Below are 25921 nucleotides of genomic sequence, written 5' to 3'. Positions count from 1 at the left end.
TGCGAGGAGCGAAGCGACGAAGCAAGCCAGCGATGTCGCCGTGGAGACAGTCTGGATTGCTTCGCTTCGCTCGCAATGACGGCGGAGCTATCAGATCAACCCGCCCGCGTCCGCGACGCGGCGCTGGTGGTAGTCGGTGTCGCCGAAGCTGTTCTCGATCATGGTGAGGCGCTTGAAGTAGTGGCCGATTCTGGCCTCCATGGTCATGCCGATGCCGCCGTGGAGCTGGATCGATTGCTGGCCGACGAACTTGGCCGACTTGCCGATCTGCACCTTGGCCGCGGCGATGGCGTTCGTGCGCTCCTTGGCGTCCTCGAAATCGCCCGCCATGGTCGCGAACATCGACATCGAGCGGGCCTGCTCGGCGGCGACGAACATGTCGGACGCGCGATGCTGGAGGCTCTGGAACGAGCCGATCGCAACGCCGAACTGCTTGCGGGTCTTGATGTACTCGACCGTGGTCTTCAGCGACTCGTCCATCAGGCCGACCGCTTCGGCGCACAGCGCGATGCGGGCCTCATCCACCACGCGCTCGATCAGCGCGAGCGAGTCCTCGGGATTGCCGAGAACGGCGTCCGCACCGACCTCGACGCCGGTGAAGGTGATGTCGGCAGCGTGCAGACCGTCCTGGGTGGGATAGCCCTTTCTGCCGACGCCCTTGGCATTGCCGGGCACAAGGAACACGCCGATGCCGCTTCTGTCGCGGCGGTCACCCTTGGTGCGCGCGGTGACGACGAGCGTGTCGGCGCTCTCGCCGTTGAGCACGACGAACTTCTCGCCGTCGATCACCCAGCCGTCGCCCTTCTTCTTCGCCGTCGTCGAGACGTCGAACAGGTCGTAGCGCGAGTTCTTCTCGAGCTGGGCGAAGGCGAGCGTCTTGCTGCCGTCGATGATCCCGGGCACGTGCGCCGCCTTCTGCGCGTCGCTGCCGGCATGGCGCAGGAAGCCGCCGCCGATCACGACCGTGGCGAGATAGGGCTCCAGCACCAGGGCCTTGCCGAGCGCCTCCATCACGATCATGGTCTCGACACCGCCGCCGCCGAAGCCGCCATCGGCCTCCGCGAAGGGCAGGCCGAGCAGGCCCTGCTCGGCGAGCTTGAGCCAGACGGCCTTGCTCCAGCCGCCCTTCTCCTTCATGTACTTCTTGCGCTGCTCGAAATCGTAGGAATCGGTCAGCAGGCCGTCGATGCTTTCCTTGAGAAGCCGCTGCTCCTCGTTCAGATCAAAATCCATGTTTCTCTACTCTCCCGGTATCTGATTTCGTCATGCCCGGCCTTGAGCCGGGCATCCACGTTTCGTGCCGCTGGGCGTGGAGGCCGGGTCAAGCCCGGCCATGACGGCGCGTGCGTGGCGGTGATATGCAATCACAGCCCCAGCACCGCCTTGGCGATGATGTTGCGCTGGATCTCGTTGGAGCCGCCGTAGATCGAGACCTTGCGGTTGTTGAAGTAGCTCGGCGCGATCTGGGCGGTCCAGTCCATGGCTTCGTTCGAGCCGTCGTCGCCGTGCACGTCGTATGGCGCGGCGAACGGGCCGATCACTTCCATCAGCAGCTCGGTGGTGGTCTGCTGGATCTCCGAGCCCTTGATCTTCAGCACCGAGGAGGCCGGATTGGGCTTGCCCTTGCCGTGCTTGCCTTCGTCGGCGACGACGCGGAGCTGGGTCAGCTCGAGCGCCTTCAGCTCGATCTCGCAGGCCGCGAGCTTCTCGCGGAAGGCAGGATCCTGGATGATCGGCTTGCCGCCGGCCTCGACCTTCGACGCCAGATCCTTGATGCGGCGGATGCGCTCCTTGGAGACGCCGACGCGGGCGATGCCGGTGCGCTCGTTGCCCAGCAGGAACTTGGCGTAGTCCCAGCCCTTGTTCTCTTCGCCGATCAGGTTCTCGATGGGCACCTCGACGTCGTCGAAGAAGACCTCGTTGACCTCATGGCCGCCGTCGATGGTCTGGATCGGGCGCACGGTGACGCCCTTGGACTTCATCGAGAACACGATGAAGGAGATGCCCATCTGCTTCTTGGCGTTGTTGTCGGTGCGGCAGAGGCAGAAGATCATGTCGGCGTGCTGGGCCAGCGTGGTCCAGGTCTTCTGGCCGTTGATGATCCACTTGTCGCCGCGGCGCTCGGCCTTGGTCTTGAGCGAAGCGAGGTCGGAGCCGGAGCCGGGCTCGGAGAAGCCCTGGCACCACCAATCGTCGACATTGGCGATGCGCGGCAGATACTTCTTCTTCTGCTCCTCGTTGCCGAAGGTGTAGATGACCGGCCCGACCATGCTGACGCCGAAAGCGAGCGGCTGCGGCGCGGGATGGGCCTGGAGCTCCTCGTTGAAGATGTAGTGCTGCACGGCCGTCCACCCGGTGCCGCCATATTCCTTCGGCCAATGGCTGACGCCCCAGCCCTTCTTGTTGAGGATGCGCCACCACGTCACCATCTCGTCCTTCGACAGATGACGGCCCTCGACCATCTTGCGCCGCGTCTCCGGCGGCACGTTGTCGCGGAAGAACTGCCGCACTTCCTCGCGAAACGCCTGCTCTTCTTTCGTGAATGCGAGATCCATCGGATCCTCCTGTGAAACGTTATTCCCTATTCGTCATTCCGGGGCGCGCGCAGCGCGAACCCGGAATCCGGAGATCGTGGCTCGAGGTTCCGGGTTCATTCGCTGACGCGAATGCCCGGAGCGACGGAGCCCACTACTGCAGCACCTCGAACAGCCCCGCCGCGCCCATGCCGCCGCCGACGCACATGGTGACGACCGCGTACTTGGCCTTGCGGCGGCGGCCTTCGATCAGGGCATGGCCGGTGAGGCGCGCGCCCGACATGCCGTAGGGGTGGCCGACCGAGATCGCGCCGCCGTCGACGTTGATCTTGTCCGGGTCGATGCCGAGCTTGTCGCGGCAATACAGCACCTGCACCGCGAAGGCTTCGTTCAATTCCCAGAGACCGATGTCGTCCACGGTGAGACCGTGGCGCTTGAGCAGGCGCGGCACGGCGAAGACCGGGCCGATGCCCATCTCGTCCGGCTCGCAGCCCGCGGAGACGAAGCCGCGGAAGATGCCGAGCGGCTTGAGGCCGCGCTTCGAGGCTTCCTTGTCGCTCATGATCACGCTGGCGCTGGCGCCGTCGGAGAGCTGGCTGGCATTGCCGGCGGTGATGGTGAAGCCTTCGCCGCGCACGGGCTTGAGGCCGGCGAGGCCTTCGATGGTGGTCTCGGGGCGCGGACCTTCGTCCTGCGACAGCGTGATCTCCTTCATCGACACGGCGCCGCTGGCCTTGTCGGTGACCGCCATCTGCGTGGTGATCGGCGCGATCTCGTCCTTGAACCTGCCGCCCTGCTGCGCAGCGGCCGTGCGGCGCTGGCTCTCCAGCGAATATTCGTCCTGGCGTTCGCGCGAGATGCCGTAGCGCTTGGCGACGACCTCGGCGGTGTCGATCATGGGCATGTAGACCTCGCCCTTGATCTTGAGCAGCGCCGGATCCTGGGCGTGGAAGCCGTTCATCTTGTCGTTCTGCACGAGGCTGATCGACTCGCCGCCGCCGCCGACCGCGATCTCGACGCCGTCGAAGATCACCGAGCGCGCGGCGAGCGCGATCGCCTGCAGGCCCGAGGCGCATTGCCGGTCGATCGTGGTGCCCGCGACGGTGACGGGCAGGCCGGCGCGGAGCAGCGCCTTGCGGGCGATGTTGCCGCCGGTCGCGCCCTGCTGGAGCGCTGCGCCCATCACGACGTCCTCGACCTCCTTCGGATCGATCTTGGCACGTGCGACGGCTTCGCCGATGGCGTGGCCGAGCAGGGTCGCGCCCTCGGTGGCATTGAGCGCGCCGCGATAGGCCTTGCCGATCGGGGTGCGGGCGGTGGAAACGATGACGGCGTCTGTCAAGAACGAACTCCTGATGCGGTTTTGCTGGATTGTGATGGTTTCTGCTGCTGGCGCAATTCGTGCCGCGACAATTTTCCGACCGGCGTGCGCGGCAGATCGTCGACGAACTCGACCGCCGCCGGCAGTTCGTGCTTGCCGAGCTTGCCATTGAGCTGCGCGCGCAGCTCGTCGAGCGAGAACGGCCTTGCGTCGGGCCTCAGCTTGATGAAGGCCTTTGCGGCCTCGCCCCGATACTGGTCGGGGATGCCGAGCACGATGACCTCGTGCACGCCGGGAATGGTGTAGATCGCCTGCTCGATCATCTGCGGATAAACGTTGAAGCCGCCGGAGATGATCATGTCCTTCTTGCGGTCGACGAGGAAGAAATAGCCGTCTTCATCCATGTAGCCGATGTCGCCGGTGAGGAAGCGGCCGTCGATGAACGCCTCCGCCGATCCTTCCGGCTTGTTCCAGTAGCCCCTGGTGACGTTCGGCCCCTTGATGCGGATCTCGCCGACTTCGCCTGGCGGCAGCACCTTTGTCGGATTGTCGAGTGCGACGACGTCGAGCTCGATGCCTGGCAGCATCAGGCCGATCGAGCCGGGCTTGTCCGGCCCCGTGGGCGGATGGCCGGTGCCGGGCGAGCAGGTCTCGGTCATGCCCCAGCCGCTCTTGAGCTTCTTGCCGACCTTGCGTTCGAAGAAGCTCGCGATCTCCACCGGCAGCGGCGCGCCGCCGGAGCCGATCGTGGCGAGGGAAGAGAAGTCGCGCTTGTCGAGGTCCGGCAGCGCGGCGATCGCGATCCACATGGTCGGCACGCCGGGAAAATACGTGGCGCGCTTGATTTCAATGTCGCGCATGACAGCTTCGACGTCGAAGCGCTGGTGCAGCGAGATCAGATGGCCGCGGCTGAGCGAGGACAGGAGCACGACGGTCAGCGCGTAGATGTGGAACAGCGGCAGCACGCAGATCACGCGTTCAATGACCTCACCGCGCGCGGCGCGCGATGGCTTGCCCCAGACGTCGTAGATCGAGACGGCGGAGGTGAGATTGCCGTGGGTCAGCATCGCGCCCTTGGGCAGGCCGGTGGTGCCGCCGGTATATTGCAGCAGCGCGACGTCGTGGGCCGTGACTTGCGGCCATTCCGCCGGCGCGGCGGCGCCCTCGACGAAGGCCTTGAAGGTCACGATGCGGGGATCATCGGGGATCGCCGCCTGCGGCGTGCCGATCCTGCCCCAATGATCGTCCTCGCAGACGACGAGACGATCGATCAGCCCCTTCTCCAGGAATTTCAGCGCGGTCGGCAGCAGCGCCTGGAGGTTCGAGGTGACGAGCAGGCGCGAGCCTGAATCGGAGACCTTGTGGGTCAGCGCGATCTCGCCGTCGAGCGGCGACAGATGCGCGACGCGGGCGCCGGCCTTGAGCGCGCCGAAGAAATTGACGGGATGGTCCGGCGTGTTGCCGAGGAACAGCGCGACGGAAGAGTTCTTGCCGCAACCGGCGCGCAGGAACGCCGCAGCCGCGCGCTCGGCCATCGCGGCAAGCTCGGCATAGGTGATCGGACGATCGCGGAATTCCAGCGCGGTGCGCGGGCCGTACTCGGCGGCAGCTTTCGACAAGAGGTCAGGGAGCGTGCCCTGGACGATTGCGTCGTCCCAACGCACGCCCTCGGGGTAAAACTGTTCGCCGGGATGGGTCATTCTCTGCATCACAATCGGTCGTCATTCCGGGGCGATGCGAAGCATCAAACCCGGAATCCATCAGGCAGCGCACGCAAAGGCGAAATGGATTCCAGGCCCGGCCCTGCGGGCCACCTCCGTTGCGCAATGGCGCAACGGAGAATGACGCCGAGAGTGCAAGCCCCCATCACGCCGCCTTCGATGTCGCCGCCAGCGAGGCGAAGGTCTTGCCCTCCGCCGCGAGCTTCTTCAGCAGCGGCGCAGGCTCGAGGCTGGGGTCGTTGGTCTCCTTGGCGTAGAACGACAGGCGATCGGCGATGTGCTTGAGGCCGACGCTGTCTGCCCAGAACATCGGGCCACCGCGGTAGATCGGCCAGCCATAGCCGTAGAGCCAGACCACGTCGATGTCGGACGGGCGCGCGGCGATGCCCTCTTCGAGGATCTTCGCGCCCTCGTTGATCATCGGATACATCATGCGCTCGAGGATCTCCTCGTCGCTGACGACGCGCTTCTTGCGCCCGAGGCGCAGCAGCGTCTCGTCGATCAGCTTCTCGACCTCGGGGTCGGGCAGCGGCGCGCGAGAGCCGGCTTCGTACTTGTAGTAGCCCTTGCCGGTCTTCTGGCCGAAACGGCCGGCTTCGCACAGCGCGTCCGCGATCTCCGACTTGATCCCGCGGTCCTTGCGCGAGCGCCAGCCGATGTCGAGTCCGGCGAGATCGCCCATCGCGAACGGGCCCATCGGCATGCCGAACTTGGTGACGACGGCGTCGACCTGCTGCGGCAGCGCGCCTTCAAACAGCAGCTTCTCGGCCTGCTTGCCGCGCTGGGCGAGCATGCGGTTGCCGACGAAGCCGTCGCAGACACCGACAACGGCCGGCACCTTGGCGATCTTGCGTGCGATCGTCACCGCCGTGACGAGCGCATCCGGCGCGGTCTTGTCCGCGCGCACGATCTCGCACAGCTTCATGACGTTGGCCGGCGAGAAGAAGTGCATGCCGAGCACGTCCTGCGGACGCTTGGTCGACTTCGCGATCTCGTCGATGTTGAGATACGAGGTGTTGGAAGCGAGCACCGCGCCTTGCTTGGCGTACTGGTCGAGCTTGGCGAACACTTCCTTCTTCACCGCCATGGTCTCGAACACCGCCTCGATCACGAGGTCGGCATCGCCGACATTCTCAATGCCGACCTTGCCGTCGATCAGCGCCATGCGCTTGGCGGGTGCATCGGCCGGAATGCCGCCGCGCGCGGCGGTCGCCTCCCAGTTCTTCTGCATCACGCCCATGCCGCGCTTGAGCTGCTCCTCGCCCGTCTCGATCAGGGTGACGGGAATGCCGGCATTGGCAAAGGACATCGCAATGCCGCCGCCCATGGTGCCGGCGCCAAGGATCGCGACGCGATTGACGGGGCGCGGCTTGGTGCCTTCAGGCACCCCCGCGATCTTGTTGGCCTCGCGCTCGGCGAAGAAGGCGTAGCGCTGCGCCTTGGACTGGTCGCTGGTGACGAGCTTGAGGAAGCCCTCGCGCTCCTTCTTCAGGCCTTCGTCAAAAGGTAGGTCAATGGCGTAGCCGACGGCATCGGCTGCGGCGAACGGCGCCTCCAGGCCACGCGACTTCTTGGTCATGGCGGCGACGGCATTGGTGAAGATCGAGCGGTCGGCCTTGGCGGCCGCGAGCTTGGAATCGTCGTCGCGCAGGCGCCGCAGCGGACGCTTCTCCGCGAGAATCTTGCGCACGAAGGCTTCGCCGCCGGAGGCCGGACCTTCCACGATCTCCTCGATCAAGCCGTTCTTCAGCGCTTCCGCCGCACCGATGGGGTCGCCGCCGACGATCATCTTGACCGCGAGTTCGGGACCGACCGCACGGGGCAGGCGCTGCGTGCCCCCGGCGCCCGGCAGCAGGCCGAGCTTCACCTCGGGCAGACCGAGCTTGGCCTCCTTCACCGCGACGCGGAAATGACAGGCGAGCGCGACCTCCAGACCGCCGCCGAGGGCAGTGCCGTGGATCGCGGCAACGACCGGCTTCGGCGAATTCTCGATCTCGGACAGCACGTCGTTGAGGGCGGGCGGCTTCGGCGGCTTGCCGAATTCAGTGATGTCGGCGCCGGCAATGAAGGTGCGGCCGCCGCAGGTCAGGACGATGCCCTTGATGGCGGGATCGGCGACGGCAGCCTTGATGCACTCGAGGATGCCGCCGCGCACTGCGGCACTCAGCGCGTTGACCGGAGGGCTGTCGACCGTGACGATCCCGACTTCGTCATGACGCTCAAGCTTAACCACTTCGCTCACGGTGTCCCTCCTTGGTAGGGTTATATACTTTTGTCGATTTCGCGCTGCGGAATTTAATTCCGCATCTTGACGGCAGGGTTATTTTGAAGCACGGACGTTGTCAACGACTCCGCGCAAGAAGCAGATCAGGGATGAAGCGTACAGGAAAGAAGACTGCGACCGATCGGAATTTCGTCGTCGCGCTTTCCCGCGGACTGGATGTATTGCGCGCGTTCCACCCCAATGACGGCCTTCTCGGTAATCAGGAGATTGCGGCCCGCACCAATCTGCCCAAGCCAACCGTGTCGCGGCTGACCTACACATTGACCAAGCTCGGTTATCTGACGCCGGTTCCCCGCTTCGAGAAGTACCAGCTCGCACCGGCCGCGATGTCGCTGGGTTACGCGGCGCTGGCCAACCTCGGCGTTCGGCATTTGTCCGAGCCGTTTCGCGAGGAAGTTATGCGCGCGACCGGCGGCGCCGTCGCCGTTGGCGGCCGCGACCGTCACAGCATGATCTATTTCGGGCAGAGCCGCGGCAGTGAGACGGTCGGCGTTCAACTTGACGTCGGCTCGCGCGTGCCCATTGCAACCAGCGCGATGGGCCGCGCCTATTTCTGGGCGCTCGACGACGCGGATCGCGCCGAAGTGTCGCGCATCCTGCGCGAACATTACGGCAGCCGCTGGCCGAAGATGCGCGACGGATTGGAACGTTCCGGCGAGACTGTCGCGAAGTACGGTTTCGCGATTTCGGTCGGCGACTGGCACGACGACATCGGCGCCGCCGGGGTCGCACTCAGGCTTAATGACGGAACCGGCCCTTACGCATTCAATTGCGGCGCGCCGGCATTCCGCTTCACGGAAGAGCGTTTGATCAACGACATTGGACCGCGTCTCGTAGCGATGGTAAGGAACATCGAAGCGGCGCTCGGGGGTTTGATGCCGCATTCAAAAAAAGACATCAGCAAAAAGCTGAAATCAGGAGGGAAAGTTGCGCGTGTGGCTGAGGGGATCAGATAGCGTTTGTCATCATCGGGAGCGGTTCGCATCGCCCCATCGCTCACTGAACGACGTGAGCGAGACGAGATGACGCAGGCTCAACTCGCGCAGGGGGCATCGCCCCTGCTCGCCGTTCGCGACGTCAGCGTCGTGTTTGGCGGCATCGTCGCGCTCAACGGCGTGTCCTTCGACATGCACAAGGGCCAGATCCTCGGCTTGATCGGCCCCAACGGTGCCGGCAAGACGACGCTCTTCAATTGTCTCTCGCGACTGTATCAGCCGTCGTCCGGCGACATCCTGATGGACGGCGTGAGCATCCTGTCGCGGCCGCCGCACCGGATCGCCGAGATCGGCATCGGCCGCACGTTCCAGAACGTGGCGCTGTTTCCGAACCTGTCGGTGATGGACAACGTCCGCGTCGGCGCGCATGCGAAGACCTCCAGTGACATCATCAGCGACTCCTTGAGGCTTGCCTGGGTCCGGCGCAGCGAGACCAGCATCAACAGGAAGGTGCAGGAGATCCTCGCCTACCTCGGCCTCGAGGATGTCGCCCACACCGTCGTGTCCGGCCTGCCGTTCGGCACGCAGAAGCGCGTCGAGCTGGCGCGCGCGCTGGCAGCGGATCCGAAGATCCTGCTGCTCGACGAGCCGGCCGGCGGCCTCAACCACGAGGAAGTCTACGTGCTCGGCGACCTCATCCGCAAAATCCGCAGCGAGCGCCATATGACCGTGCTGCTGGTCGAGCATCACATGGGCCTCGTGATGTCGATCGCCGACCACGTCGTCGCGCTGAATTTCGGCAAGAAGCTCGCGGAAGGCACTCCCGCCCAGGTGCAGGCGGACCCCGACGTCATCAAGGCCTATCTCGGGAGCAAAGATCAATGACGCCACTGCTCAACGTCAAGGACCTGCGCGCCTATTACGGCCAGGTCCAGGCGCTCCACGGCCTGTCGTTCTCGCTCAACGAGGGCTCGCTGACGACGCTGCTGGGTGCCAACGGCGCCGGCAAGACCACCACGCTGCGCGCGATCTGCAACATGGTGCGTTCCACGGGCGGAGTCGAGTTCGAAGGCAAGCCGCTGAACAACCGCTCCACCGAGAGCATCGTGCGGTTCGGCATCGCCCACGTGCCGCAGGGCCGTGGCACCTTCACCAACATGACCGTCGAGGAGAACCTTCAGCTGGGGGCGATCACCCGCAAGGACAGCGCAGGCATCGTCTCCGACATCGAGCGCATGTATGCGCATTTCCCGGTCCTGAAGCAGCGCCACACCCAGCAGGCCGGCACGCTCTCCGGCGGCGAGCAGCAGATGCTCGCGGTCGCCCGCGCCCTGATGCTGCGGCCGCGGCTGATGCTGCTCGACGAGCCGTCCTTCGGCCTCGCGCCGCTCGTCGTGCGCGACCTGTTCGGCATCCTCGGGAAGATCAACCGCGAGGACAAGGTGTCGATCCTCGTGGTCGAGCAGAACGCCCAGCTCGCGCTCGAGCTCGCCGACCAGGCCTATGTGATCGAGACCGGACGCATCGTGATGTCGGGCAACGCCAAGGACATCGCGAACAACGAAGAAATCCGCAAATCCTATCTGGGTTACTGAGGGAGCCGGGGCAATGGAGCTTTTCACCAACCAGGTCCTGGCCGGCATCGCCACGGGCGCGATCTATGCCTGCATGGCCTTGGCCGTCGTCATGATCTATCAGGCCATCGACCATCTCAACTTCGCGCAAGGAGAGATGGCGATGTTCTCGACCTTCATCTCCTGGCAGCTGATGCAGTGGGGCGTATCCTATTGGGCCGCCTTCCTGATGACGCTGGCGTTCTCCTTCGTCGCCGGCATCGCGATCGAGCGCATCCTGTTCAAGCCGCTCGCGAAGGCACCGGTGCTGACCAACGTCGCGGGCTTCATCGCGCTGTTTGCAATCATCAACTCCTCGGCCGGCCTGATCTGGGACTTCACGATCAAGCAGTATCCGACCCCGTTCGGATCCGCACCGTTTCTCGGCAGCCAGCTGATCTCGACGCACCAGGCCGGCATGATCGGCGTCACCGTGGCGCTGCTGCTCGCGCTCTATTTCTTCTTCCAGTACACGCGGATCGGCCTTGCGATGCGCGCTGCCGCGTCGGTGCCTGAATCGGCCCGCCTCGTCGGCATCAACACGAGCTGGATGATCGCGCTCGGCTGGGGCATGGCGACTGCGATCGGCTCGATCGCCGGCATGCTGATCGCTCCTGTGGTGTTCCTCGAGCCCAACATGATGGGCGGCGTGCTGATCTACGGCTTCGCCGCCGCGGTGCTCGGCGGACTGAGCAGCCCGTTCGGCGCCGTGGTCGGCGGCTTCCTTGTCGGTGTTTTCGAGAACCTCGCCGGCACCTACATTCCCGGCGTCGGCAACGAGTTGAAACTCCCGATCGCGCTCGCGCTGATCGTTTCCGTCCTGGTCGTCAAACCCGCTGGCCTGTTCGGCCGGCAAATCGTCAAGCGAGTTTGATCATGAGCGCAGCAGAAGAAGCCATTGCCGAGGGCCACGAGGCGGTCGAGGCGGTTCCGAAGCGGGCCATGACGCTGGGCACCGGCACCTCGCTCGTGGTGCTTGCGGCGCTGCTGGTCGTGCCGATGTTCGTCAAGAACTTCATCATCTTCCAGATGACGATGCTCCTGATCTACGGGCTCGCCGTGCTGGCGTTGAACATCCTGACCGGCGGCTCCGGCCAGTTCTCGCTCGGGCAGAGTGCGTTCTACGCCGTCGGCGCCTACACCTCGGCGGTGCTGATGGAGCACGCCAACATCAACTACGCCCTGACCATTCCGGTGTCCGCCGTGATCTGCTTCGGATTCGGTTACCTGTTCGGCAAGCCGGCGCTGCGGCTGTCGGGCATCTATCTCGCGCTCGCGACCTTCGCGCTCGCGACCGCGATGCCGCAGTTGCTCAAGCTGAACTTCCTCGAGCACTGGACCGGCGGCGTGCAGGGCCTCGTCGTCACCAAGCCGGACGCGCCGTTCGGCCTGCCGATGTCGCAGGACATGTGGCTGTACTATTTCACCCTCGCGGTGACGGTCGCGATCTACATCTTCTCGGTGAACCTGCTGCGCTCCCGCTCCGGCCGCGCCTTCATGGCGATCCGCGACAACGAGATCGCGGCCTCCTCGATGGGCGTCAACGTCGCGCTCTACAAGACACTGGCGTTCGGCGTATCCGCCGGCATCACCGGCGTCGCCGGCTCGCTCGGCGCCATCGCCGTGCAATTCGTCGCGCCCGACAGCTACACCATCACGCTGGCGATCTCGCTGTTCCTCGGCATGGTCGTCGGCGGGGTCGGCTGGCTGCCCGGCTCGTTCGTCGGCGCGGCCTTCATCATCTTCGTGCCCAACATGGCGGAGAGCATCTCCAAGGGCCTCTCCGGCGCGGTGTTCGGCGTGCTGCTGTTCCTCGTCATCTATCTCGTGCCGCATGGCGCAAGGCAGGTTGCGATCTTCGGCCAGCAGCTCGTTGGCAAACTCAGAAAGAACTGAAGACTGTCACCCAGGCGTTCATTCAAGAAGGAGACCCAATTGCTTTTCGAAAAAACACTGCGAGCCGCCGCGCTTGTAACGGCAACGGCGGCCGTCACTCTCACCTCCGGCGCTGCACTCGCCCAAAAAAAATACGACACCGGCGCAAGTGATACCGAGATCAAGATCGGCAACATCATGCCGTACAGCGGTCCGGCGTCGGCCTATGGCATCATCGGCAAGACCGAAGAAGCCTATTTCAGGATGATCAACGACAAGGGCGGCATCAACGGCCGCAAGATCAATTTCGTCACCTATGACGACGGCTATTCGCCGCCCAAGGCCGTCGAGCAGGTTCGCAAGCTGGTCGAAAGCGACGAGGTGCTGGCCGTCTTCAATCCGCTCGGCACGCCCTCGAACACGGCGATTCAGAAGTACCTCAACGCCAAGAAGATCCCGCAGCTCTTCGTGGCCACCGGCGCGACCAAGTGGAACGATCCGAAGAACTTCCCCTGGACCATGGGCTGGCAGCCCTCCTACCAGAGCGAAGCGCAGATCTACGCAAAGTGGCTGATGAAGGAGAAGCCCGACGCCAAGGTCGCGATCCTCTACCAGAACGACGATTTCGGCAAAGACTACCTCAAGGGCACCAAGGACGGTCTCGGCGCCAAGGCCGCCTCCATGATCATCATGGAGGAGAGCTACGAGATTTCCGAGCCGTCGATCGACGGCCACATCGTCAAGATCAAGGCCGCCAATCCCGACGTGCTCCTGATCTACACCACGCCGAAGTTCGCGGCCCAGACCATCAAGAAGACCGCCGAGCTCAACTGGAAGCCGCTCCAGATCCTCACCAACGTGTCGATCTCGGTCGGCAGCGTGATGAAGCCGGCCGGTTTCGAGAACGCGCAGGGCGTGTTGTCGGCTGCCTATGCCAAGGACTCCACCGACCCGCAGTGGGCCAACGATCCCGGCATGAAGAGGTGGCACGAGTTCGTCGACAAGTACATGCCGGGTGCCGACAAGTCCGACACCAGCATGGTCTATGGCTACGGCGCCGCGTCGACCCTCGCCAAGGTGCTGGAAATGTGCGGTGACGATCTCACCCGCGCCAACCTCATGAAGCAGGCCGCGAGCCTGAAGGACTTCGCGCCGGACACCCTGCTGCCCGGCGTCAAGATCAACACCAACCCGACCGACTTCGCCCCGATTGCGCAGCTTCAGATGATGCGCTTCAAGGGCGAGAGGTGGGAACTGTTCGGGGAGATCATCAGCGGCGACATCGCCTCCCAGTGACACGCTGACGGAATGGTCCAATGCCAAGAGCCCCCGCGGGCGACCGCGGGGGCTTTTTGTTGACGACCGGCGTCAATCTTGTTCAATGCGACCGATCCATTCCAGGGCAGGAGAGCAATGGTCGGCGTTCGTTCCCAGGTTGCGTTCCTCTGGGTCGCTCTCGCCCTGTGCACTGCAATGAGCAGCGAGGTGCTGGCGCAGAAGAAATACGACAGCGGCGCTTCCGATACCGAGATCAAGATCGGTAACATCATGCCCTATAGCGGCCCGGCTTCCGGCTACGCCTCGATCGGCAGGACCGAGGCGGCCTATTTCAACAAAGTCAATGCCGAGGGCGGCATCAACGGCCGCAAGATCAAGTTCATCTCTTATGACGACGCCTATACGCCGCCGAAGACGGTCGAGCAGGCGCGCAAGCTGGTCGAGAGCGACGGCGTGCTCTTGATCTTCGGCTCGCTCGGCACCTCCACCAATGGCGCCATCCGCAAGTACATGAACGAGAAGAAGGTGCCGCAATTGTTCGTGGCGAGCGGCGCGTCGAAATGGAACGATCCCAAGCAATATCCCTGGACCATGGGCTGGCAGCCGAACTACGCCAGCGAGGCGCGCATCTATGCCAAGTACATCATGAAGGAGAAGCCAGGCGGAAAGATCGGCGTGCTCTACCAGAACGACGATTTCGGCAAAGACTATCTAAAGGGGTTGAAGGAGGGCCTCGGCGCCAAGGCTTCGATGATCGTGCGGGAAGAAGCCTACGACACTTCCGAGCCCGCAATCGACGAGCGGGTCGTGAAGCTGAAGGCGGCCGGCGCCGACATCTTCATCAGTTTCACCAGCCAGAAATTCGCCGCGCAGGGAATCAAGAAGGCGGCGGAGATCAACTGGCATCCGATGCACATCATCTCCAACGTCTCGGCATCGGTCGGAGGCGTGCTGGAGCCGGCCGGCGTCGAGATTTCGCAAGGCATCCTGTCGGCGACGTACATGAAGGACGGCTCCGACCCGCAGTGGAATGCCGATGAGGGCATGAAGAAGTTCTACAGTTTCCTCGCGCAGTACGAACCCAAGGCCAACAAGCTGGATGCCGGCGTGGTGTACGGCTATGCCGCCGCGCAGACCATGATGAAGGTCCTGCAGATGTGCGGCGACGATCTCACCCGCGAGAACGTCATGAGGCAGGCCGCAAGCCTGAAGGACTTCGAGCCCGATACGCTGCTGCCCGGCATCAAGATCAATACCGCGCCGGACGACTTCGCCCCGATCGAGCAGCTGCAGATGATGCGGTTCAAGGGCCGGAAATGGGAGCTGTTCGGCGATGTCATCTCGAGCGAGATCGGCCATTGAAGCCGCGCAAGGACGCAATTCGAAATAGCTAACAACCCGCAGAACAACTTTTGCGCCATTGAAGGAGGTGCGCCTCTTCTCGCGCGCCGGAATATTCGACGGCCTCACGACAAAGAAACAGCTCGCTGCGACGGCGCCGGCGGGGTGTTTTGCTTGCTGGGCGCCTGAGAAGGGTATTCAATGCGTGTCGGAGCGGCGCGCAACGATCGCTCCCAATCAAGAACACGACACATTCAAACCGACCTAGGGAGATCAAGATGCCTGCAATACGTGTGCGATTGGGGGCCTTCTCGGCTGCCCTCGTGCTGGCTGTCGCCGTTTCCACGACAGCGTCCGCCCAGAAGAAATACGACACCGGCGCATCCGACACCGAAATCAAGATCGGCAACATCATGCCCTACAGCGGACCGGCCTCCGCCTACGGCGTGATCGGCAAGACCGAGGAGGCCTTTTTCCGCAAGGTCAACGCAGAAGGCGGCGTCAACGGCCGCAAGATCAACTTCGTGACCTATGACGATGCCTATTCGCCGCCGAAGACCGTGGAGCAGGCGCGCAAGCTGGTCGAGAGCGACGAGGTGCTGCTGATCTTCAACTCGCTCGGCACGCCGCCAAACTCGGCGATCCAGAAATACATGAACCAGAAGAAGGTGCCGCAGCTGTTCGTCGCCACCGGCGCCACCAAGTGGAACGATCCGCAGAACTTCCCGTGGACGATGGGCTGGCAGCCCAACTACCAGAGCGAGACCATCATCTACGCCAAGTACATCCTGAAGAACAAGCCGGACGCCAAGATCGCGGTGCTCTACCAGAACGACGACTACGGCAAGGACTATCTGAAGGGCTTCAAGGACGGCCTCGGCGCCAAGGCGGCCTCGATGATCGTGATCGAGGACAGCTATGAGGTCTCCGAGCCGACCATCGACTCGCACATCGTGAGACTGAAGGCCACCGGCGCCGACGTGTTCATGAACATCACCACGCCGAAATTCGCGGCGCAGGCGATCAAGAAGAACGCCGAGCTCGGCTGGAAGCCGCTGCATTTCCTCAACAACGTCTCGGGCTCGATCGGCAGCGTGATCAAGCCGGCCGGCTTCGAGAACGCCCAGGGCATCATCTCGTCACAATACTTCAAGGATCCGACCGACGCGCAATGGAAGAACGATCCGGCGATGATCGCCTGGAACGAATTCCTGGATAAGTACTATCCGGAGGCGAACCGAGCCGACGCTTCGGTCATGTACGGCTACATCGTCAGCCAAGGCCTCGTTCACGTGCTCAAGGCCTGCGGTGACAATCTGACGCGCGAGAACATCATGAAGCAGGCCGCCAGCATCAAGGATTTCGAGCCGGCAGGCCTGTTGCCGGGCGTCAAGGTCAACACCTCGGCCACCGATTTCGCCCCCCTCTCGCAGCTCCAGTTGATCCGCTTCAAGGGCGAGCATTGGGAGCGATTCGGCGAGGTTCTGAGCGGCGACGTCGGCGGCTGATCTTAACCAGTCGCTAAAGATGTCGGGTCCAATCGACTAAAGACGCAGCCCCTGCGGCTTTGCCGCAGGGGTTTTCCTTGAAGCTTTCCGGCAAATCGTATTGAATTGCAGCCGCGTCGCCAAAAACAATCAAGCCAAGAAAAGGGACGCACACACCAAGAAGATTAGGGAGATTGGAATGCCTGCTGTTACCGGCAAGCTTGCGGCCGCATCATTGGCGCTCGCGCTCATTGCGACTTCGACATCAACTGCATCGGCCCAGAAGAAATACGATAGCGGCGCGACCGACACCGAGATCAAGATCGGCAACATCATGCCCTACAGCGGACCAGCCTCCGCCTATGGCATCATCGGGCGGACCGAGGCCGCCTATTTCAAGAAGATCAACGACGAGGGCGGCATCAACGGCCGCAAGATCAATTTCATCTCCTATGACGATGCGTACTCGCCGCCGAAGACGGTCGAGCAGGCCCGCAAGCTGGTCGAGAGCGACGAGGTGCTGTTCATCTTCAACTCGCTCGGCACGCCGCCGAACTCGGCGATCCAGAAATACATGAACTCGAAGAAGGTGCCGCAGCTTTTCGTCGCCACCGGCGCCACCAAGTGGAACGATCCGCAGAACTTTCCCTGGACGATGGGCTGGCAGCCCAACTACCAGAGCGAGACACAGATCTACGCCAAGTACATCCTGAAGGAGCTGCCCAACGCCAAGATCGGCGTGCTCTACCAGAACGACGATTACGGCAAGGATTACCTGAAGGGCCTGAAGGACGGCCTCGGCGCCAAGGCCGCAAGCATGATCGTGCTGGAAGAAAGCTACGAGACGTCGGAGCCGACCATCGACAATCACATCGTCAAGCTCAAGGCGACGGGCGCCGACGTCTTCATCAACATCACCACGCCGAAGTTCGCGGCGCAGGCGATCAAGAAGAATGCCGAGATCGGCTGGAAGCCGATCCACTTCCTCAACAACGTCTCCGCCTCGGTCGGAAGCGTGATCAAGCCGGCAGGGTTCGATAACGCGCAGGGCATCATCTCGGCGGCTTACTTGAAGGACACCACCGACGCGCAATGGGCCAATGATGCGGGCATGAAGGCGTTCCTCGACTTCATGACCAAATACTTCCCCGAAGGCGACAAGACCGACGGCGGCACGGTCGTCGGCTACGGCGTCGCGCAGACGCTGGTCCAGGTGCTGAAGAACTGCGGCGACGACCTCACGCGCGCGAACGTGATGAAGCAGGCCGCAAGCCTGAAGGACTTCCGTACCGAGGTGCTGCTGCCCGGCATCAAGATCAACACGTCGCCGACCGACTTCGCCCCGATCAGCTCGCTGCAGCTGCAACGCTTCAAGGGCGAGCGATGGGAGCTGTTCGGCGATGTGATCAACGCCGAAGCCGGCGGCTAGCCGGCGCCCTGAACACATGACGAGAAATCCCCTGCGCCGGCCGCGCAGGGGATTTTTGCTTGCGGGTCTCCGACCACGCGATTGCAGCGGTCCAAATGGTGCACAAGAGGCAGCTTACGCTTTGCCGCGCGATGCGGTAGGCAGATGACGACAACCTCATCGCCGCCGCTTCAGTCTGCTCAAGGCCATCGTCCATGACCGACCGCCGCCCTCTGCTCCGCGCGCTCTATGGCGCCGCCGTGGCCGCCGCCCATCCGAACACAATCCTCGCACCGCATCTGCGTGCCGCGCCCAAGGGACGCGTGATCTGTCTCGCCGCCGGCAAGGGCGCCGGTGCCATGGCCGCGGCGGCCGAGCGGCATTATCTCGACGCGCAGGGGCTGGCGCCGGAGCGGCTGGTCGGCATCGCCACCACGCGCCACGGCTATGGCGTGCCGACGCGCCGCATCCGTGTGGTCGAGGCCGGCCATCCCGTGCCCGACGAAGCCGGCCTGAAGGGCGCGGCCGATACGCTCGCACTGGCGGGCGAGGCCGGTCCTGACGATCTGCTGCTGGTGCTGCTCACCGGCGGCGGCTCGGCAAACTGGATCGCGCCGGTGGACGGCGTCAGCTTTGCGCAGAAGCAGGCGGTGAACAGGGCGCTGCTGCGGTCGGGCGCGCCGATCGGCGAGATGAACATCGTCAGGAAGCATCTGTCGCGCATCAAGGGCGGCCGTCTCGCGCGCGCCGGCAGGAACGCCGCCGAGATCGTCACGCTTGCGATCTCCGACGTGCCGCACGACGATCCTTCCGCGATCGCCTCCGGCCCCACCGTACCGGATCCGACCACGCTGGCGGATGCACGCGCCATCGTCGCGAAGTACAAGCTCGACATCGACGAGGCCGTGCGCCGCGCGCTCGACGATCCCGCCAACGAGAGCTGCAAGCCCGGCGACACGGCCTTTGCGCACGCGCATTTCGAGCTGATCGCGCGGCCCAGGCAATCGCTCGCGGCGGCTGTGAAGCTCGCACGCGAAGCCGGTTACGAGACGATCGACCTCGGTGCCGATCTCGAGGGCGAGGCGCGCGAGGTCGCCGCCGATCACGCCAGGCTGGCGCTTCAGGCCCGCGCGCAGGGCAAGCGCATCGCGATCCTCTCCGGCGGCGAGCTCACGGTGACCGTGCGCGGCAACGGGCGCGGCGGACCGAACCAGGAATACGCGCTGGCACTCGCCGGCCTGTTGCAGGACACGGCGGGCATCGCGGCGCTGGCCGGCGACACCGACGGCGCCGACGGCGGTGCCGGCAACCCCACCGACCCCGCCGGCGCATTGATAGACGCGACGACGTTCGCGAAGATGAAGGCGCAGGGGCTGCAGCCGCAGGCCTATCTCGACGACAACGACGCGACCGCGTTCTTCGAGGCGACAGGCGATCTGCTCACGCCGGGGCCGACACTGACCAACGTGAACGACATCAGGGTGATCTTGGTGGATTGAGGCGCGCCTCAATCTCACCGCGTCACTGCGAGCAACGACGGGAGGTGACAGCCCGCCTCAAAACTCGTTGGCGATCTTCGCGAGCATCCCGATCAGGGCTTCGCGGTTGGCCTGGCCGAGCAGATCGTTCAGCCGGGCCTCGTGCTTGGTGGCGACGAGCTTCTTGGCGCGGGCCAGTACGGCCTTGCCCTTGTCGGTCAAGACCAGGATGTGGGAGCGGCGGTCGTTGGTTGACCGGATCCGCGCGCAAAGGTCGCGGCTCTCCAGATTGTCGAGCATGGCCACGAAGTTCGGCCTGAGAATGCCGAGCGTGGAGGCGATCTCGGTCTGGTTACGGCCGGGATTCTTCTCGACCAGGAGCAGCACCGAAAACTGCGCCGGCGTCAGCTGGAGCGAGGCCATGCAGCGCAAGAAGTTCTCGAACACTTTGAGCTGCGCCCGCTTCAGGACGTAGCCGAGCTGCTCGGAGAGTTCGCCGAGCTGGAGGGCTTCGGCGTGGACGTCGCCCGCATCCTTGCGGCCCTTGGCGTCGGCCGCTTTTTCGGAGGACTTTTCAGCGGTTTTGGAAACGGTCATCGCCTCGTGCTCGTAATCCCGCTAAATTCCGGGACGGGTCGTTCCCCACCCTTGATGTTATATTTGATAATTGTTATGGACCATATCAAATATCGTCAGCGATTTTCAATGGCTGTGAGCGGACCGTCCACCGTAATCGCGAGGACCGGTCCGGATTAGGGGGAGCGTCCGGTCTTGAATACCACCATCATGCTGTTCCTGGTGCAGGACGGCATCACCAATGGCGCCATCTATGCGCTGCTCGGCCTGGCGCTGGTGCTGGTGTTCGCCGTCACCCGCGTGATCCTCATTCCCCAGGGCGAATTCGTCACCTACGGCGCGCTGACCTATGCCTCGCTGGCGGCCGGACAGATGCCGGGCACGGCAAAGCTCGCGCTTGCGCTGGGCATCGGCGCCTTCGCCTTCGACCTGTTCGAGGCGCGCAAGGCGCTGCATGGGCGGCTGATCGTGCGCGGCCTCATCACCAACATCGCGCTGCCGGCCATCGTGCTGGCGCTGACCCTTTACTTCGCCGCGCAGAAGCCGCCGGTGGCGATCTGCATCGCGCTTTCGCTGGTGATCGTGGCCATGATCGGCCTGTACATCTACCGCATCGCCTTCCAGCCGCTGGCGCACACCTCCGTGCTGGTGCTGCTGATTGCGTCCGTCGGCGTCCATCTTGCGCTGCAGGGGCTTGGCCTGTTGTTCTTCGGCGCCGAAGGCCAGCGCGGACCGGCCTTGCTGTCCGGCGCCTTCACCGCCGGCGCGCTGCGCTTCACCGGGCAGAGCATCACCGTCTACGCCATCACCATCGCCTTCATCGTCGGACTCTGGCTGTTCTTCGGCCTCACGCTCTACGGCAAGGCGCTGCGCGCGACTGCCGTTAACCGGCTCGGCGCGCGGCTCGCCGGCATCCGTACCACGTTGTCGGGGCAGATCGCCTTTCTGCTGGCGTCCGTCATCGGCGCACTGTCCGGCATCCTGATCGTGCCGATCACGACGCTCTATTACGACAGCGGCTTCCTGATCGGCCTGAAGGGCTTCGTCGCGGCGATCATCGGCGGCCTGGTCAGCTATCCCCTCACCGCCGTCGCGGCGCTGGTCGTCGGCATCGTCGAGGCGTTCTCGTCCTTCTATGCCTCCAACTACAAGGAGGTGATCGTCTTCATGTTGCTGATCCCCGTGCTGCTGCTGCGCTCGCTCGCCGCGCCCGCGGTCGAGGAAGAGAAGGACTGACGCGCGATGCAAGGCCGGCTTCCCATTCTCGTCTTCGCAGCGGTCATGGCGGCGATCCCGTTCATCCCGGGCATTCCCCCGTTCTGGATCGTGCTGCTCGACAATATCGGCCTTGCCGCGCTGGTCGCGATGGGCCTCGTGCTGCTGACCGGCGTCGGCGGCCTGACCTCCTTCGGGCAGGCGGCCTTTGTCGGCTTCGGCGCCTACACCACAGCGGTGCTGTCGACGGCCTACGGCGTATCGCCGTGGCTGACCCTGCCGCTGTCGCTCCTGGTCAGCGGCCTGTTCGCGGTGCTGCTCGGGCTGATCACCGTCCGCCTCTCCGGCCATTATCTGCCGCTCGGCACGATCGCCTGGGGGCTGGGTCTGTTCTATCTCTTCAGCAAGCTGGAGTTCCTGGGGAGGAACGACGGCATCTCGGCGATCCCGCCGCTGTCGATCGGCTCGCTCAAGATGCTCTCGCCCGGCTCGATCTACTACGCGATCTGGATCGCCGTGATCGTTTCGGCGCTGCTGACGATCAACCTGCTGGACTCCCGCACCGGCCGCGCCATCCGCGCGCTCAGGCGCGGCCACATTGCGGCGGAAGCCTTCGGCGTGCACACGCCGCGCGCAAAGCTCCTGGTGTTCATCCATGCCGCCGTGCTCGCCGGTCTTTCGGGCTGGCTCTATGCCCACCTGCAGCGCGCGGTGAACCCGACGCCGTTCGGCGCGCATATGGGCATCGAATATCTCTTCATCGCGGTGGTGGGCGGCGCCGGCTATGTCTGGGGCGGCGTGCTGGGCGCGGCGATCGTCGTGATCCTGAAAGAGGCGCTGCAAAGCTATCTGCCGCTGATCCTGCCCGGCTCCGGCCAGGTCGAGACCATCGTGTTCGGCATCATGCTGGTGGCGCTGCTTCAGTTCGCGCCCGGCGGCCTCTGGCCCTGGCTGATGTCGTTCTTCCCGGAGCGCACCGGTGGCAAGAAGCCCGACACCTCGCTGAAGCTGGAACATCGCGCCCGCGCGGCTGCCGAGTCCGGCGTGCTGCTCCAGGTCGAGAAAGCACGCAAGCAGTTCGGCGGCGTGGTGGCGGTCAACAACGTGTCGTTCGACGTCCAGGCCCGCGAGATCGTCGCGCTGATCGGCCCGAACGGCGCCGGCAAGAGCACCACATTCAACCTGATCACGGGCGTGCTGTCGGCAACCTCGGGCTCGATCTCGGTGCTCGGCAAGAAGGTCGACAACGCGCCGCCGCAGGAGATCGTCAAGCTCGGCATCAGCAGGACCTTCCAGCACGTCAAGCTCGTGCCCGACATGACCGTGCTGGAGAACGTCGCGATCGGCGCGCATCTGCGCGGCCATTCCGGCCCTGTCGCCTCGATGTTGCGGCTCGACCGCGCTGACGAGGCCAGGCTGCTCGCCGAAGCCGCGCGCCAGATCGAACGCGTCGGGCTCACCGAGCAGATGCATCAGCTCGCCGGCAGCCTCTCGCTCGGCCAGCAGCGCATCGTCGAGATCGCCCGCGCGCTGTGTGTGGATCCGATGTTGCTGTTGCTCGACGAGCCGGCCGCGGGCCTCCGTCACATGGAGAAGCAGCGGCTCGCAACGCTGCTGCGTGACTTGCGCGACGGCGGCATGAGCGTGCTGCTGGTCGAGCACGACATGAGCTTCGTCATGAACCTCGCCGACCGCATCGTGGTGCTCGATTTCGGCACCAAGATCGCGGAAGGCACGCCCGCCACGATCAAGACCAACCCCGAAGTGATCAAGGCCTATCTCGGAGTGGCGGCATGAGCGCACTGTTGTCCGTATCCGACGCCCACGTCGCCTATGGCAAGGTCGAAGCCGTGCGCTCGGTCTCGCTCGAGGTCGGCACCAACGAGATCGTCACGATTGTCGGCGCCAACGGCGCCGGCAAGACCACGCTGCTCTCCGCCATCATGGGCATTCTGCCGCTGAAGGGCCGCGTCGCCTTTGCCGGCCAGGATCTCGCCCAGCTCGACATCGAGGACCGCGTCGCGATGGGCCTCGGTCTCGTCCCCGAGCACCGCGAGTTGTTCGTGACGATGAATGTCGAGGACAACCTCGAGCTGGGAGCCTTCCGGATCGAGCGGAGCAAGGCCAAAGCCTCGATGGAACGCGTCTACGCGCTGTTCCCACGGCTGAAGGAGCGCCGCAAGCAGCTCGCCGGCACACTCTCCGGCGGCGAGCAGCAGATGCTCGCGATGGGCCGCGCGCTGATGGGGGAGCCGAAGCTCCTGATGCTGGACGAGCCGAGCCTCGGCCTTGCCCCGATCATCGTCGCCGACATCTTCCGGATCGTCACCGAACTGCGCGCCGCCGGCGTCTCCGTGCTGCTGGTCGAGCAGAACGCGCAGGCTGCGCTCAAGATCGCAGACCAGGCCTATGTGATGGAGCTCGGCGAGTTCGTGCTCAGCGGCAAGGCCAGCGACATCGCGGCGAACGAACGGGTGGCGGCGAGCTATCTCGGCTTCCAGCACGAAGGCGAGAGTGCAGTCTAACTCTTCTTACCCTCCCCCTCGGGGGGAGAGTAAGCGAGCCGCGTGCTTACGAAGTTGCCGCCTTCGCCCCCTTCAGCGCCGCCACCTCAGCCTCCAGCTCCGCGATCCTCGCATCTCTCGCCGCCAGCGCCGCCGCCACGTCTGCGGCATCGAACTTCTGCGGGATGTGCTGCGGGCAGTTGGTGTCCCAGGCCACGATCTTGAACAGAATTACCTGCTCGGGTCGCGCACGGTAGCCTTTCGGCATCAGCGACGTCGTGAGCGCCTCATCGTCCTCGACGATGCGCGCGTCGCCCCAGATCTTCACGCGACGGCGATGGGCGTAGTCCATCACGAAGATATACGCCCTGGGATTCTCCGACAGATTGCCTTGGGTGATGAACTGCTGGTTGCCGGCATAGTCGGCAAAGGCGAGCGTCTGCTTGTCCAACACCTTGAGAAACCCTTTCGGACCGCCGCGGTGCTGGATATAGGGCTGGCCGTCCGCCGCGGCCGTTGCGAAATAGATGCTGTTGGCGTCCGCCAGAAAGGCTGCGAGGTTATCGTCGACCTCGGTGCGCCAGCCGCGCTGCTCGCTGCGAGCATAGGCTTCGCGCGAGCCTTTTCGCGCCTGGATTGCCTTCACCGCCGGTGAGAAGGCGATGTCACTCGCAAAGGCGTGGGCTGCTGTCGTCATCGGAACGTCTCCTGAAATTCCGGCGCATTCCTGCGTCTGTGGCAGCTAAGATGGACCCACGAGCGCATAAAACAATCTCACCACTTGACACTTCATCATTGCGCTATATGCAATAATGCCATGGACCGCCTCGAAGCCATGCACGTCTTCGTCACCGTGGCCGATCTGCGCGGCTTTGCGCCGGCGGCGCGCAAGCTGCGGCTGTCGCCTTCGGCGGTGACGCGGATGATCGCAGGCCTGGAGGAGCATCTCGGCGCGCGGCTGTTGCAGCGGACCACCCGGCAGGTGCGGTTGACCGACGTCGGCACCCGCTACCTGGAACGCGCCCGGCGCATCCTGGCCGACGTCGAGGAGGCCGACGGCTCGGCGCGCCAAGAACGCAACCGGCCGAGCGGACGGTTGGTGGTGTCGGCGCCGGTCGGCTTCGGCCGGCTGCATGTCGGACCGGTCATGACCGCCTATCTCAAGCGTTACCCCGAGGTTACCTGCGAATTGCGGCTCTCCGACCATCTCGTCAACCTGGTGGAGGACGCCGTCGATGTCGCGGTGCGGATCGGCCATCTCGCCGATTCCTCGCTCGTTGCGCGTCAGGTGGGGCAGATGCGGCGGATCGTGGTGGCCGCACCCGGCTATCTCAAGCGCCATGGCGAGCCGAAGACGCCGGACGCTCTATGCGAGCACCAGACGATCCAGTTCGGCCCCTGGTCCGAGTGGCGCTTCCTGCAAGACGGCCGCGATATCGAAGTAACACCGAGCCCGCGCTTTACCAGCAACAGTGCCGACGCGGCGCTGCAATATGCCGAAGCCGGCGGCGGCGTGACCCGCGTGCTGGCGTACCAGGCCGCCGAGGGCCTGAAGCGCGGACGGCTTAGGATCGTGCTCGCGAATTACGAACAGCCGGCGCTGCCGATCCATATCGTTTATCCGACCTCGCGCCTGCTCTCCGCCAAGGTGCGCGCGTTCATCGATCTCGTGGTGGAGACGACGGACTGGAGGTTTGGGTGACGGTTGCCGTCGTGGCCGGGCTTGTTCCGGCCATCCACGCGCCTCCACACGTGCAGGCCCGAAGACGAGGGATGTCCGGGTCACGCCCGGGCATGACGGCAGAGAGAGAGAGAGGGAGAGAGAGAGAGAGAGAGAGAGCGGGCTCACCCCTTCTTCGGCACTACGCGGAACGTGCCGCTGGCACGTGCGATCACGGCATCGTCCGCTCTTACCAAGCACTGCGCGAAGCAGATCGTGGAGCCGGTCTTGAGCGCCTCACCCTTCACCGCAAGCCATTGGCCGATCTCGGCCGCGCCGACAAAGTCGACCGAGAGCGAGATCGTGACGAACGACGTGGTCCAGCCCGTCGCCTGTGCGCAGCTATAGCCCATGGCGGCATCGGCCAGCGCTGCGATCAGGCCGCCATGGATCAGCCCCCGCGCGTTGGTGTGCGGCGTCGCCAGCCGCAATCCCACGGTGACACCCTTGTCCGTCTTCTGCGAATAGAGCGGCTCCCATGGGTCGGTAAGCGGCGCCTTGCGGAAATGCGGCTCGAAGCCGGCGGGGATGTTGGGGGTGGTCATGACTGTCTCGCGTTGCTGTGTCGCCAGCATTGAACGCGATGAACGTGACGGATGCATCAATTACAAAGTTTCAAACGGCATTTGCG

The 25921-nt window shown here is 64.4% G+C and carries 22 protein-coding genes; 14 read left to right on the top strand and 8 right to left on the bottom strand.

Annotated elements, in window-relative coordinates:
• Positions 1–90: 90 nt before the first annotated feature.
• From pimD to K408_RS0120670, 5 genes are all read right to left on the bottom strand, one after another.
• Positions 91–1233 carry a pimeloyl-CoA dehydrogenase small subunit gene (gene pimD, locus K408_RS0120690; RefSeq protein ID WP_024340576.1) on the bottom strand — a complete coding sequence of 381 codons (1143 nt, stop codon included), beginning with the start codon at positions 1231–1233 and terminating at the stop codon, positions 91–93.
• Between the two features lie 131 nt (positions 1234–1364).
• Complete coding sequence (gene pimC, locus K408_RS0120685) at positions 1365–2555, bottom strand: pimeloyl-CoA dehydrogenase large subunit (protein WP_024340577.1); 1191 nt, start codon at positions 2553–2555, stop codon at positions 1365–1367.
• Between the two features lie 133 nt (positions 2556–2688).
• On the bottom strand, positions 2689–3876 hold the full coding sequence (locus tag K408_RS0120680; protein ID WP_024340578.1) for an acetyl-CoA C-acyltransferase: 1188 nt from the start codon (positions 3874–3876) through the stop codon (positions 2689–2691).
• Positions 3873–5555, bottom strand: a complete 1683-nt coding sequence (pimA, locus tag K408_RS0120675; protein ID WP_024340579.1) for a dicarboxylate--CoA ligase PimA — start codon at positions 5553–5555, stop codon at positions 3873–3875. The genes K408_RS0120680 and pimA overlap by 4 nt, the downstream gene beginning before the upstream one ends.
• A 166-nt stretch (positions 5556–5721) precedes the next feature.
• Positions 5722–7818 carry a 3-hydroxyacyl-CoA dehydrogenase NAD-binding domain-containing protein gene (locus tag K408_RS0120670; RefSeq protein WP_024340580.1) on the bottom strand — a complete coding sequence of 699 codons (2097 nt, stop codon included), beginning with the start codon at positions 7816–7818 and terminating at the stop codon, positions 5722–5724.
• Positions 7819–7949: 131 nt separating this feature from the next.
• Between K408_RS0120670 and K408_RS0120665 the strand changes: the two genes are divergently transcribed.
• The 10 genes from K408_RS0120665 to K408_RS0120620 all read left to right on the top strand — a co-directional run bounded on the left by K408_RS0120665 (position 7950) and on the right by K408_RS0120620 (position 19296).
• Entirely contained in the window at positions 7950–8816 is an 867-nt protein-coding gene (locus K408_RS0120665; protein ID WP_024340581.1) for an IclR family transcriptional regulator, read from the top strand.
• A gap of 66 nt (positions 8817–8882) precedes the next feature.
• A complete protein-coding gene (locus tag K408_RS0120660) occupies positions 8883–9680 on the top strand; it encodes an ABC transporter ATP-binding protein (protein WP_024340582.1) in 798 nt (265 codons plus the stop codon).
• The gene (locus K408_RS0120655; protein WP_024340583.1) at positions 9677–10390 is read left to right on the top strand and encodes an ABC transporter ATP-binding protein; all 714 of its coding nucleotides are present in this window, start codon (positions 9677–9679) and stop codon (positions 10388–10390) included. The genes K408_RS0120660 and K408_RS0120655 overlap by 4 nt, the downstream gene beginning before the upstream one ends.
• A gap of 13 nt (positions 10391–10403) precedes the next feature.
• A complete protein-coding gene (locus tag K408_RS0120650; RefSeq protein WP_024340584.1) occupies positions 10404–11282 on the top strand; it encodes a branched-chain amino acid ABC transporter permease in 879 nt (292 codons plus the stop codon).
• A gap of 2 nt (positions 11283–11284) precedes the next feature.
• A complete protein-coding gene (locus K408_RS0120645; protein WP_024340585.1) occupies positions 11285–12304 on the top strand; it encodes a branched-chain amino acid ABC transporter permease in 1020 nt (339 codons plus the stop codon).
• A 39-nt stretch (positions 12305–12343) separates the two neighbouring features.
• The gene (locus tag K408_RS0120640; RefSeq protein WP_024340586.1) at positions 12344–13579 is read left to right on the top strand and encodes an ABC transporter substrate-binding protein; all 1236 of its coding nucleotides are present in this window, start codon (positions 12344–12346) and stop codon (positions 13577–13579) included.
• 117 nt (positions 13580–13696) lie between these two features.
• Positions 13697–14923 (top strand): ABC transporter substrate-binding protein, encoded by a 1227-nt coding sequence (locus tag K408_RS0120635; protein ID WP_024340587.1) that lies wholly within the window; start codon positions 13697–13699, stop codon positions 14921–14923.
• Between the two features lie 257 nt (positions 14924–15180).
• Positions 15181–16410 (top strand): ABC transporter substrate-binding protein, encoded by a 1230-nt coding sequence (locus K408_RS0120630; RefSeq protein WP_024340588.1) that lies wholly within the window; start codon positions 15181–15183, stop codon positions 16408–16410.
• A 178-nt stretch (positions 16411–16588) separates the two neighbouring features.
• Positions 16589–17818 (top strand): ABC transporter substrate-binding protein, encoded by a 1230-nt coding sequence (locus K408_RS0120625; protein ID WP_024340589.1) that lies wholly within the window; start codon positions 16589–16591, stop codon positions 17816–17818.
• 194 nt (positions 17819–18012) lie between these two features.
• Positions 18013–19296: a glycerate kinase type-2 family protein gene (locus tag K408_RS0120620; protein WP_024340590.1), complete on the top strand. Its 1284-nt coding sequence runs from the start codon at positions 18013–18015 to the stop codon at positions 19294–19296.
• A gap of 57 nt (positions 19297–19353) precedes the next feature.
• Here K408_RS0120620 and K408_RS0120615 read toward each other — a convergent pair whose 3' ends face one another.
• Positions 19354–19872 carry a MarR family winged helix-turn-helix transcriptional regulator gene (locus K408_RS0120615; protein WP_024340591.1) on the bottom strand — a complete coding sequence of 173 codons (519 nt, stop codon included), beginning with the start codon at positions 19870–19872 and terminating at the stop codon, positions 19354–19356.
• A 174-nt stretch (positions 19873–20046) separates the two neighbouring features.
• Here K408_RS0120615 and K408_RS0120610 point away from each other — a divergent pair, with 174 nt between their 5' ends.
• From K408_RS0120610 to K408_RS0120600, 3 genes are read left to right on the top strand one after another with little or no spacing between them, the layout of a single operon-like run.
• Positions 20047–21087, top strand: a complete 1041-nt coding sequence (locus K408_RS0120610; RefSeq protein ID WP_024340592.1) for a branched-chain amino acid ABC transporter permease — start codon at positions 20047–20049, stop codon at positions 21085–21087.
• A gap of 6 nt (positions 21088–21093) precedes the next feature.
• Positions 21094–22863, top strand: coding sequence for a branched-chain amino acid ABC transporter ATP-binding protein/permease (locus K408_RS41175; RefSeq protein WP_024340593.1), 1770 nt, complete (start codon positions 21094–21096; stop codon positions 22861–22863).
• Positions 22860–23591, top strand: a complete 732-nt coding sequence (locus tag K408_RS0120600) for an ABC transporter ATP-binding protein (protein ID WP_024340594.1) — start codon at positions 22860–22862, stop codon at positions 23589–23591. Before K408_RS41175 ends, K408_RS0120600 begins: the two co-directional genes overlap by 4 nt.
• Before the next feature lie 46 nt (positions 23592–23637).
• On the opposite strand, the gene K408_RS0120595 is transcribed toward K408_RS0120600, so the two are convergent.
• Complete coding sequence (locus tag K408_RS0120595) at positions 23638–24267, bottom strand: pyridoxamine 5'-phosphate oxidase family protein (protein WP_024340595.1); 630 nt, start codon at positions 24265–24267, stop codon at positions 23638–23640.
• A gap of 120 nt (positions 24268–24387) precedes the next feature.
• Between K408_RS0120595 and K408_RS0120590 the strand changes: the two genes are divergently transcribed.
• Positions 24388–25272 carry a LysR family transcriptional regulator gene (locus tag K408_RS0120590; RefSeq protein WP_024340596.1) on the top strand — a complete coding sequence of 295 codons (885 nt, stop codon included), beginning with the start codon at positions 24388–24390 and terminating at the stop codon, positions 25270–25272.
• A gap of 143 nt (positions 25273–25415) precedes the next feature.
• On the opposite strand, the gene K408_RS0120585 is transcribed toward K408_RS0120590, so the two are convergent.
• A complete protein-coding gene (locus K408_RS0120585) occupies positions 25416–25835 on the bottom strand; it encodes a PaaI family thioesterase (protein ID WP_024340597.1) in 420 nt (139 codons plus the stop codon).
• Positions 25836–25921: the final 86 nt, after the last annotated feature.

The sequence above is a fragment of the Bradyrhizobium sp. in8p8 genome, from assembly GCF_000426845.1.
In the GTDB taxonomy this organism is placed as follows: Bacteria; Pseudomonadota; Alphaproteobacteria; order Rhizobiales; family Xanthobacteraceae; genus Bradyrhizobium; species Bradyrhizobium japonicum_C.
This window is presented reverse-complemented; position numbering and strand designations above follow the sequence as displayed.

Excerpts from the sequence above, each read along its gene's own strand:
- K408_RS0120615 (WP_024340591.1), bottom strand. The coding sequence starts at position 19,872 with ATGACCGTTTCCAAAACCGCTGAAAAGTCCTCCGAAAAAGCGGCCGAC.
- K408_RS0120665 (WP_024340581.1), top strand. The coding sequence starts at position 7,950 with ATGAAGCGTACAGGAAAGAAGACTGCGACCGATCGGAATTTCGTCGTC.
- K408_RS0120630 (WP_024340588.1), top strand. The coding sequence starts at position 15,181 with ATGCCTGCAATACGTGTGCGATTGGGGGCCTTCTCGGCTGCCCTCGTG.
- pimD (WP_024340576.1), bottom strand. The coding sequence starts at position 1,233 with ATGGATTTTGATCTGAACGAGGAGCAGCGGCTTCTCAAGGAAAGCATC.
- K408_RS41175 (WP_024340593.1), top strand. The coding sequence starts at position 21,094 with ATGCAAGGCCGGCTTCCCATTCTCGTCTTCGCAGCGGTCATGGCGGCG.
- K408_RS0120600 (WP_024340594.1), top strand. The coding sequence starts at position 22,860 with ATGAGCGCACTGTTGTCCGTATCCGACGCCCACGTCGCCTATGGCAAG.
- K408_RS0120590 (WP_024340596.1), top strand. The coding sequence starts at position 24,388 with ATGGACCGCCTCGAAGCCATGCACGTCTTCGTCACCGTGGCCGATCTG.
- K408_RS0120645 (WP_024340585.1), top strand. The coding sequence starts at position 11,285 with ATGAGCGCAGCAGAAGAAGCCATTGCCGAGGGCCACGAGGCGGTCGAG.
- K408_RS0120625 (WP_024340589.1), top strand. The coding sequence starts at position 16,589 with ATGCCTGCTGTTACCGGCAAGCTTGCGGCCGCATCATTGGCGCTCGCG.
- K408_RS0120595 (WP_024340595.1), bottom strand. The coding sequence starts at position 24,267 with ATGACGACAGCAGCCCACGCCTTTGCGAGTGACATCGCCTTCTCACCG.
- K408_RS0120585 (WP_024340597.1), bottom strand. The coding sequence starts at position 25,835 with ATGACCACCCCCAACATCCCCGCCGGCTTCGAGCCGCATTTCCGCAAG.
- pimC (WP_024340577.1), bottom strand. The coding sequence starts at position 2,555 with ATGGATCTCGCATTCACGAAAGAAGAGCAGGCGTTTCGCGAGGAAGTG.
- pimA (WP_024340579.1), bottom strand. The coding sequence starts at position 5,555 with ATGACCCATCCCGGCGAACAGTTTTACCCCGAGGGCGTGCGTTGGGAC.
- K408_RS0120655 (WP_024340583.1), top strand. The coding sequence starts at position 9,677 with ATGACGCCACTGCTCAACGTCAAGGACCTGCGCGCCTATTACGGCCAG.
- K408_RS0120635 (WP_024340587.1), top strand. The coding sequence starts at position 13,697 with ATGGTCGGCGTTCGTTCCCAGGTTGCGTTCCTCTGGGTCGCTCTCGCC.
- K408_RS0120660 (WP_024340582.1), top strand. The coding sequence starts at position 8,883 with ATGACGCAGGCTCAACTCGCGCAGGGGGCATCGCCCCTGCTCGCCGTT.
- K408_RS0120650 (WP_024340584.1), top strand. The coding sequence starts at position 10,404 with ATGGAGCTTTTCACCAACCAGGTCCTGGCCGGCATCGCCACGGGCGCG.
- K408_RS0120620 (WP_024340590.1), top strand. The coding sequence starts at position 18,013 with ATGACCGACCGCCGCCCTCTGCTCCGCGCGCTCTATGGCGCCGCCGTG.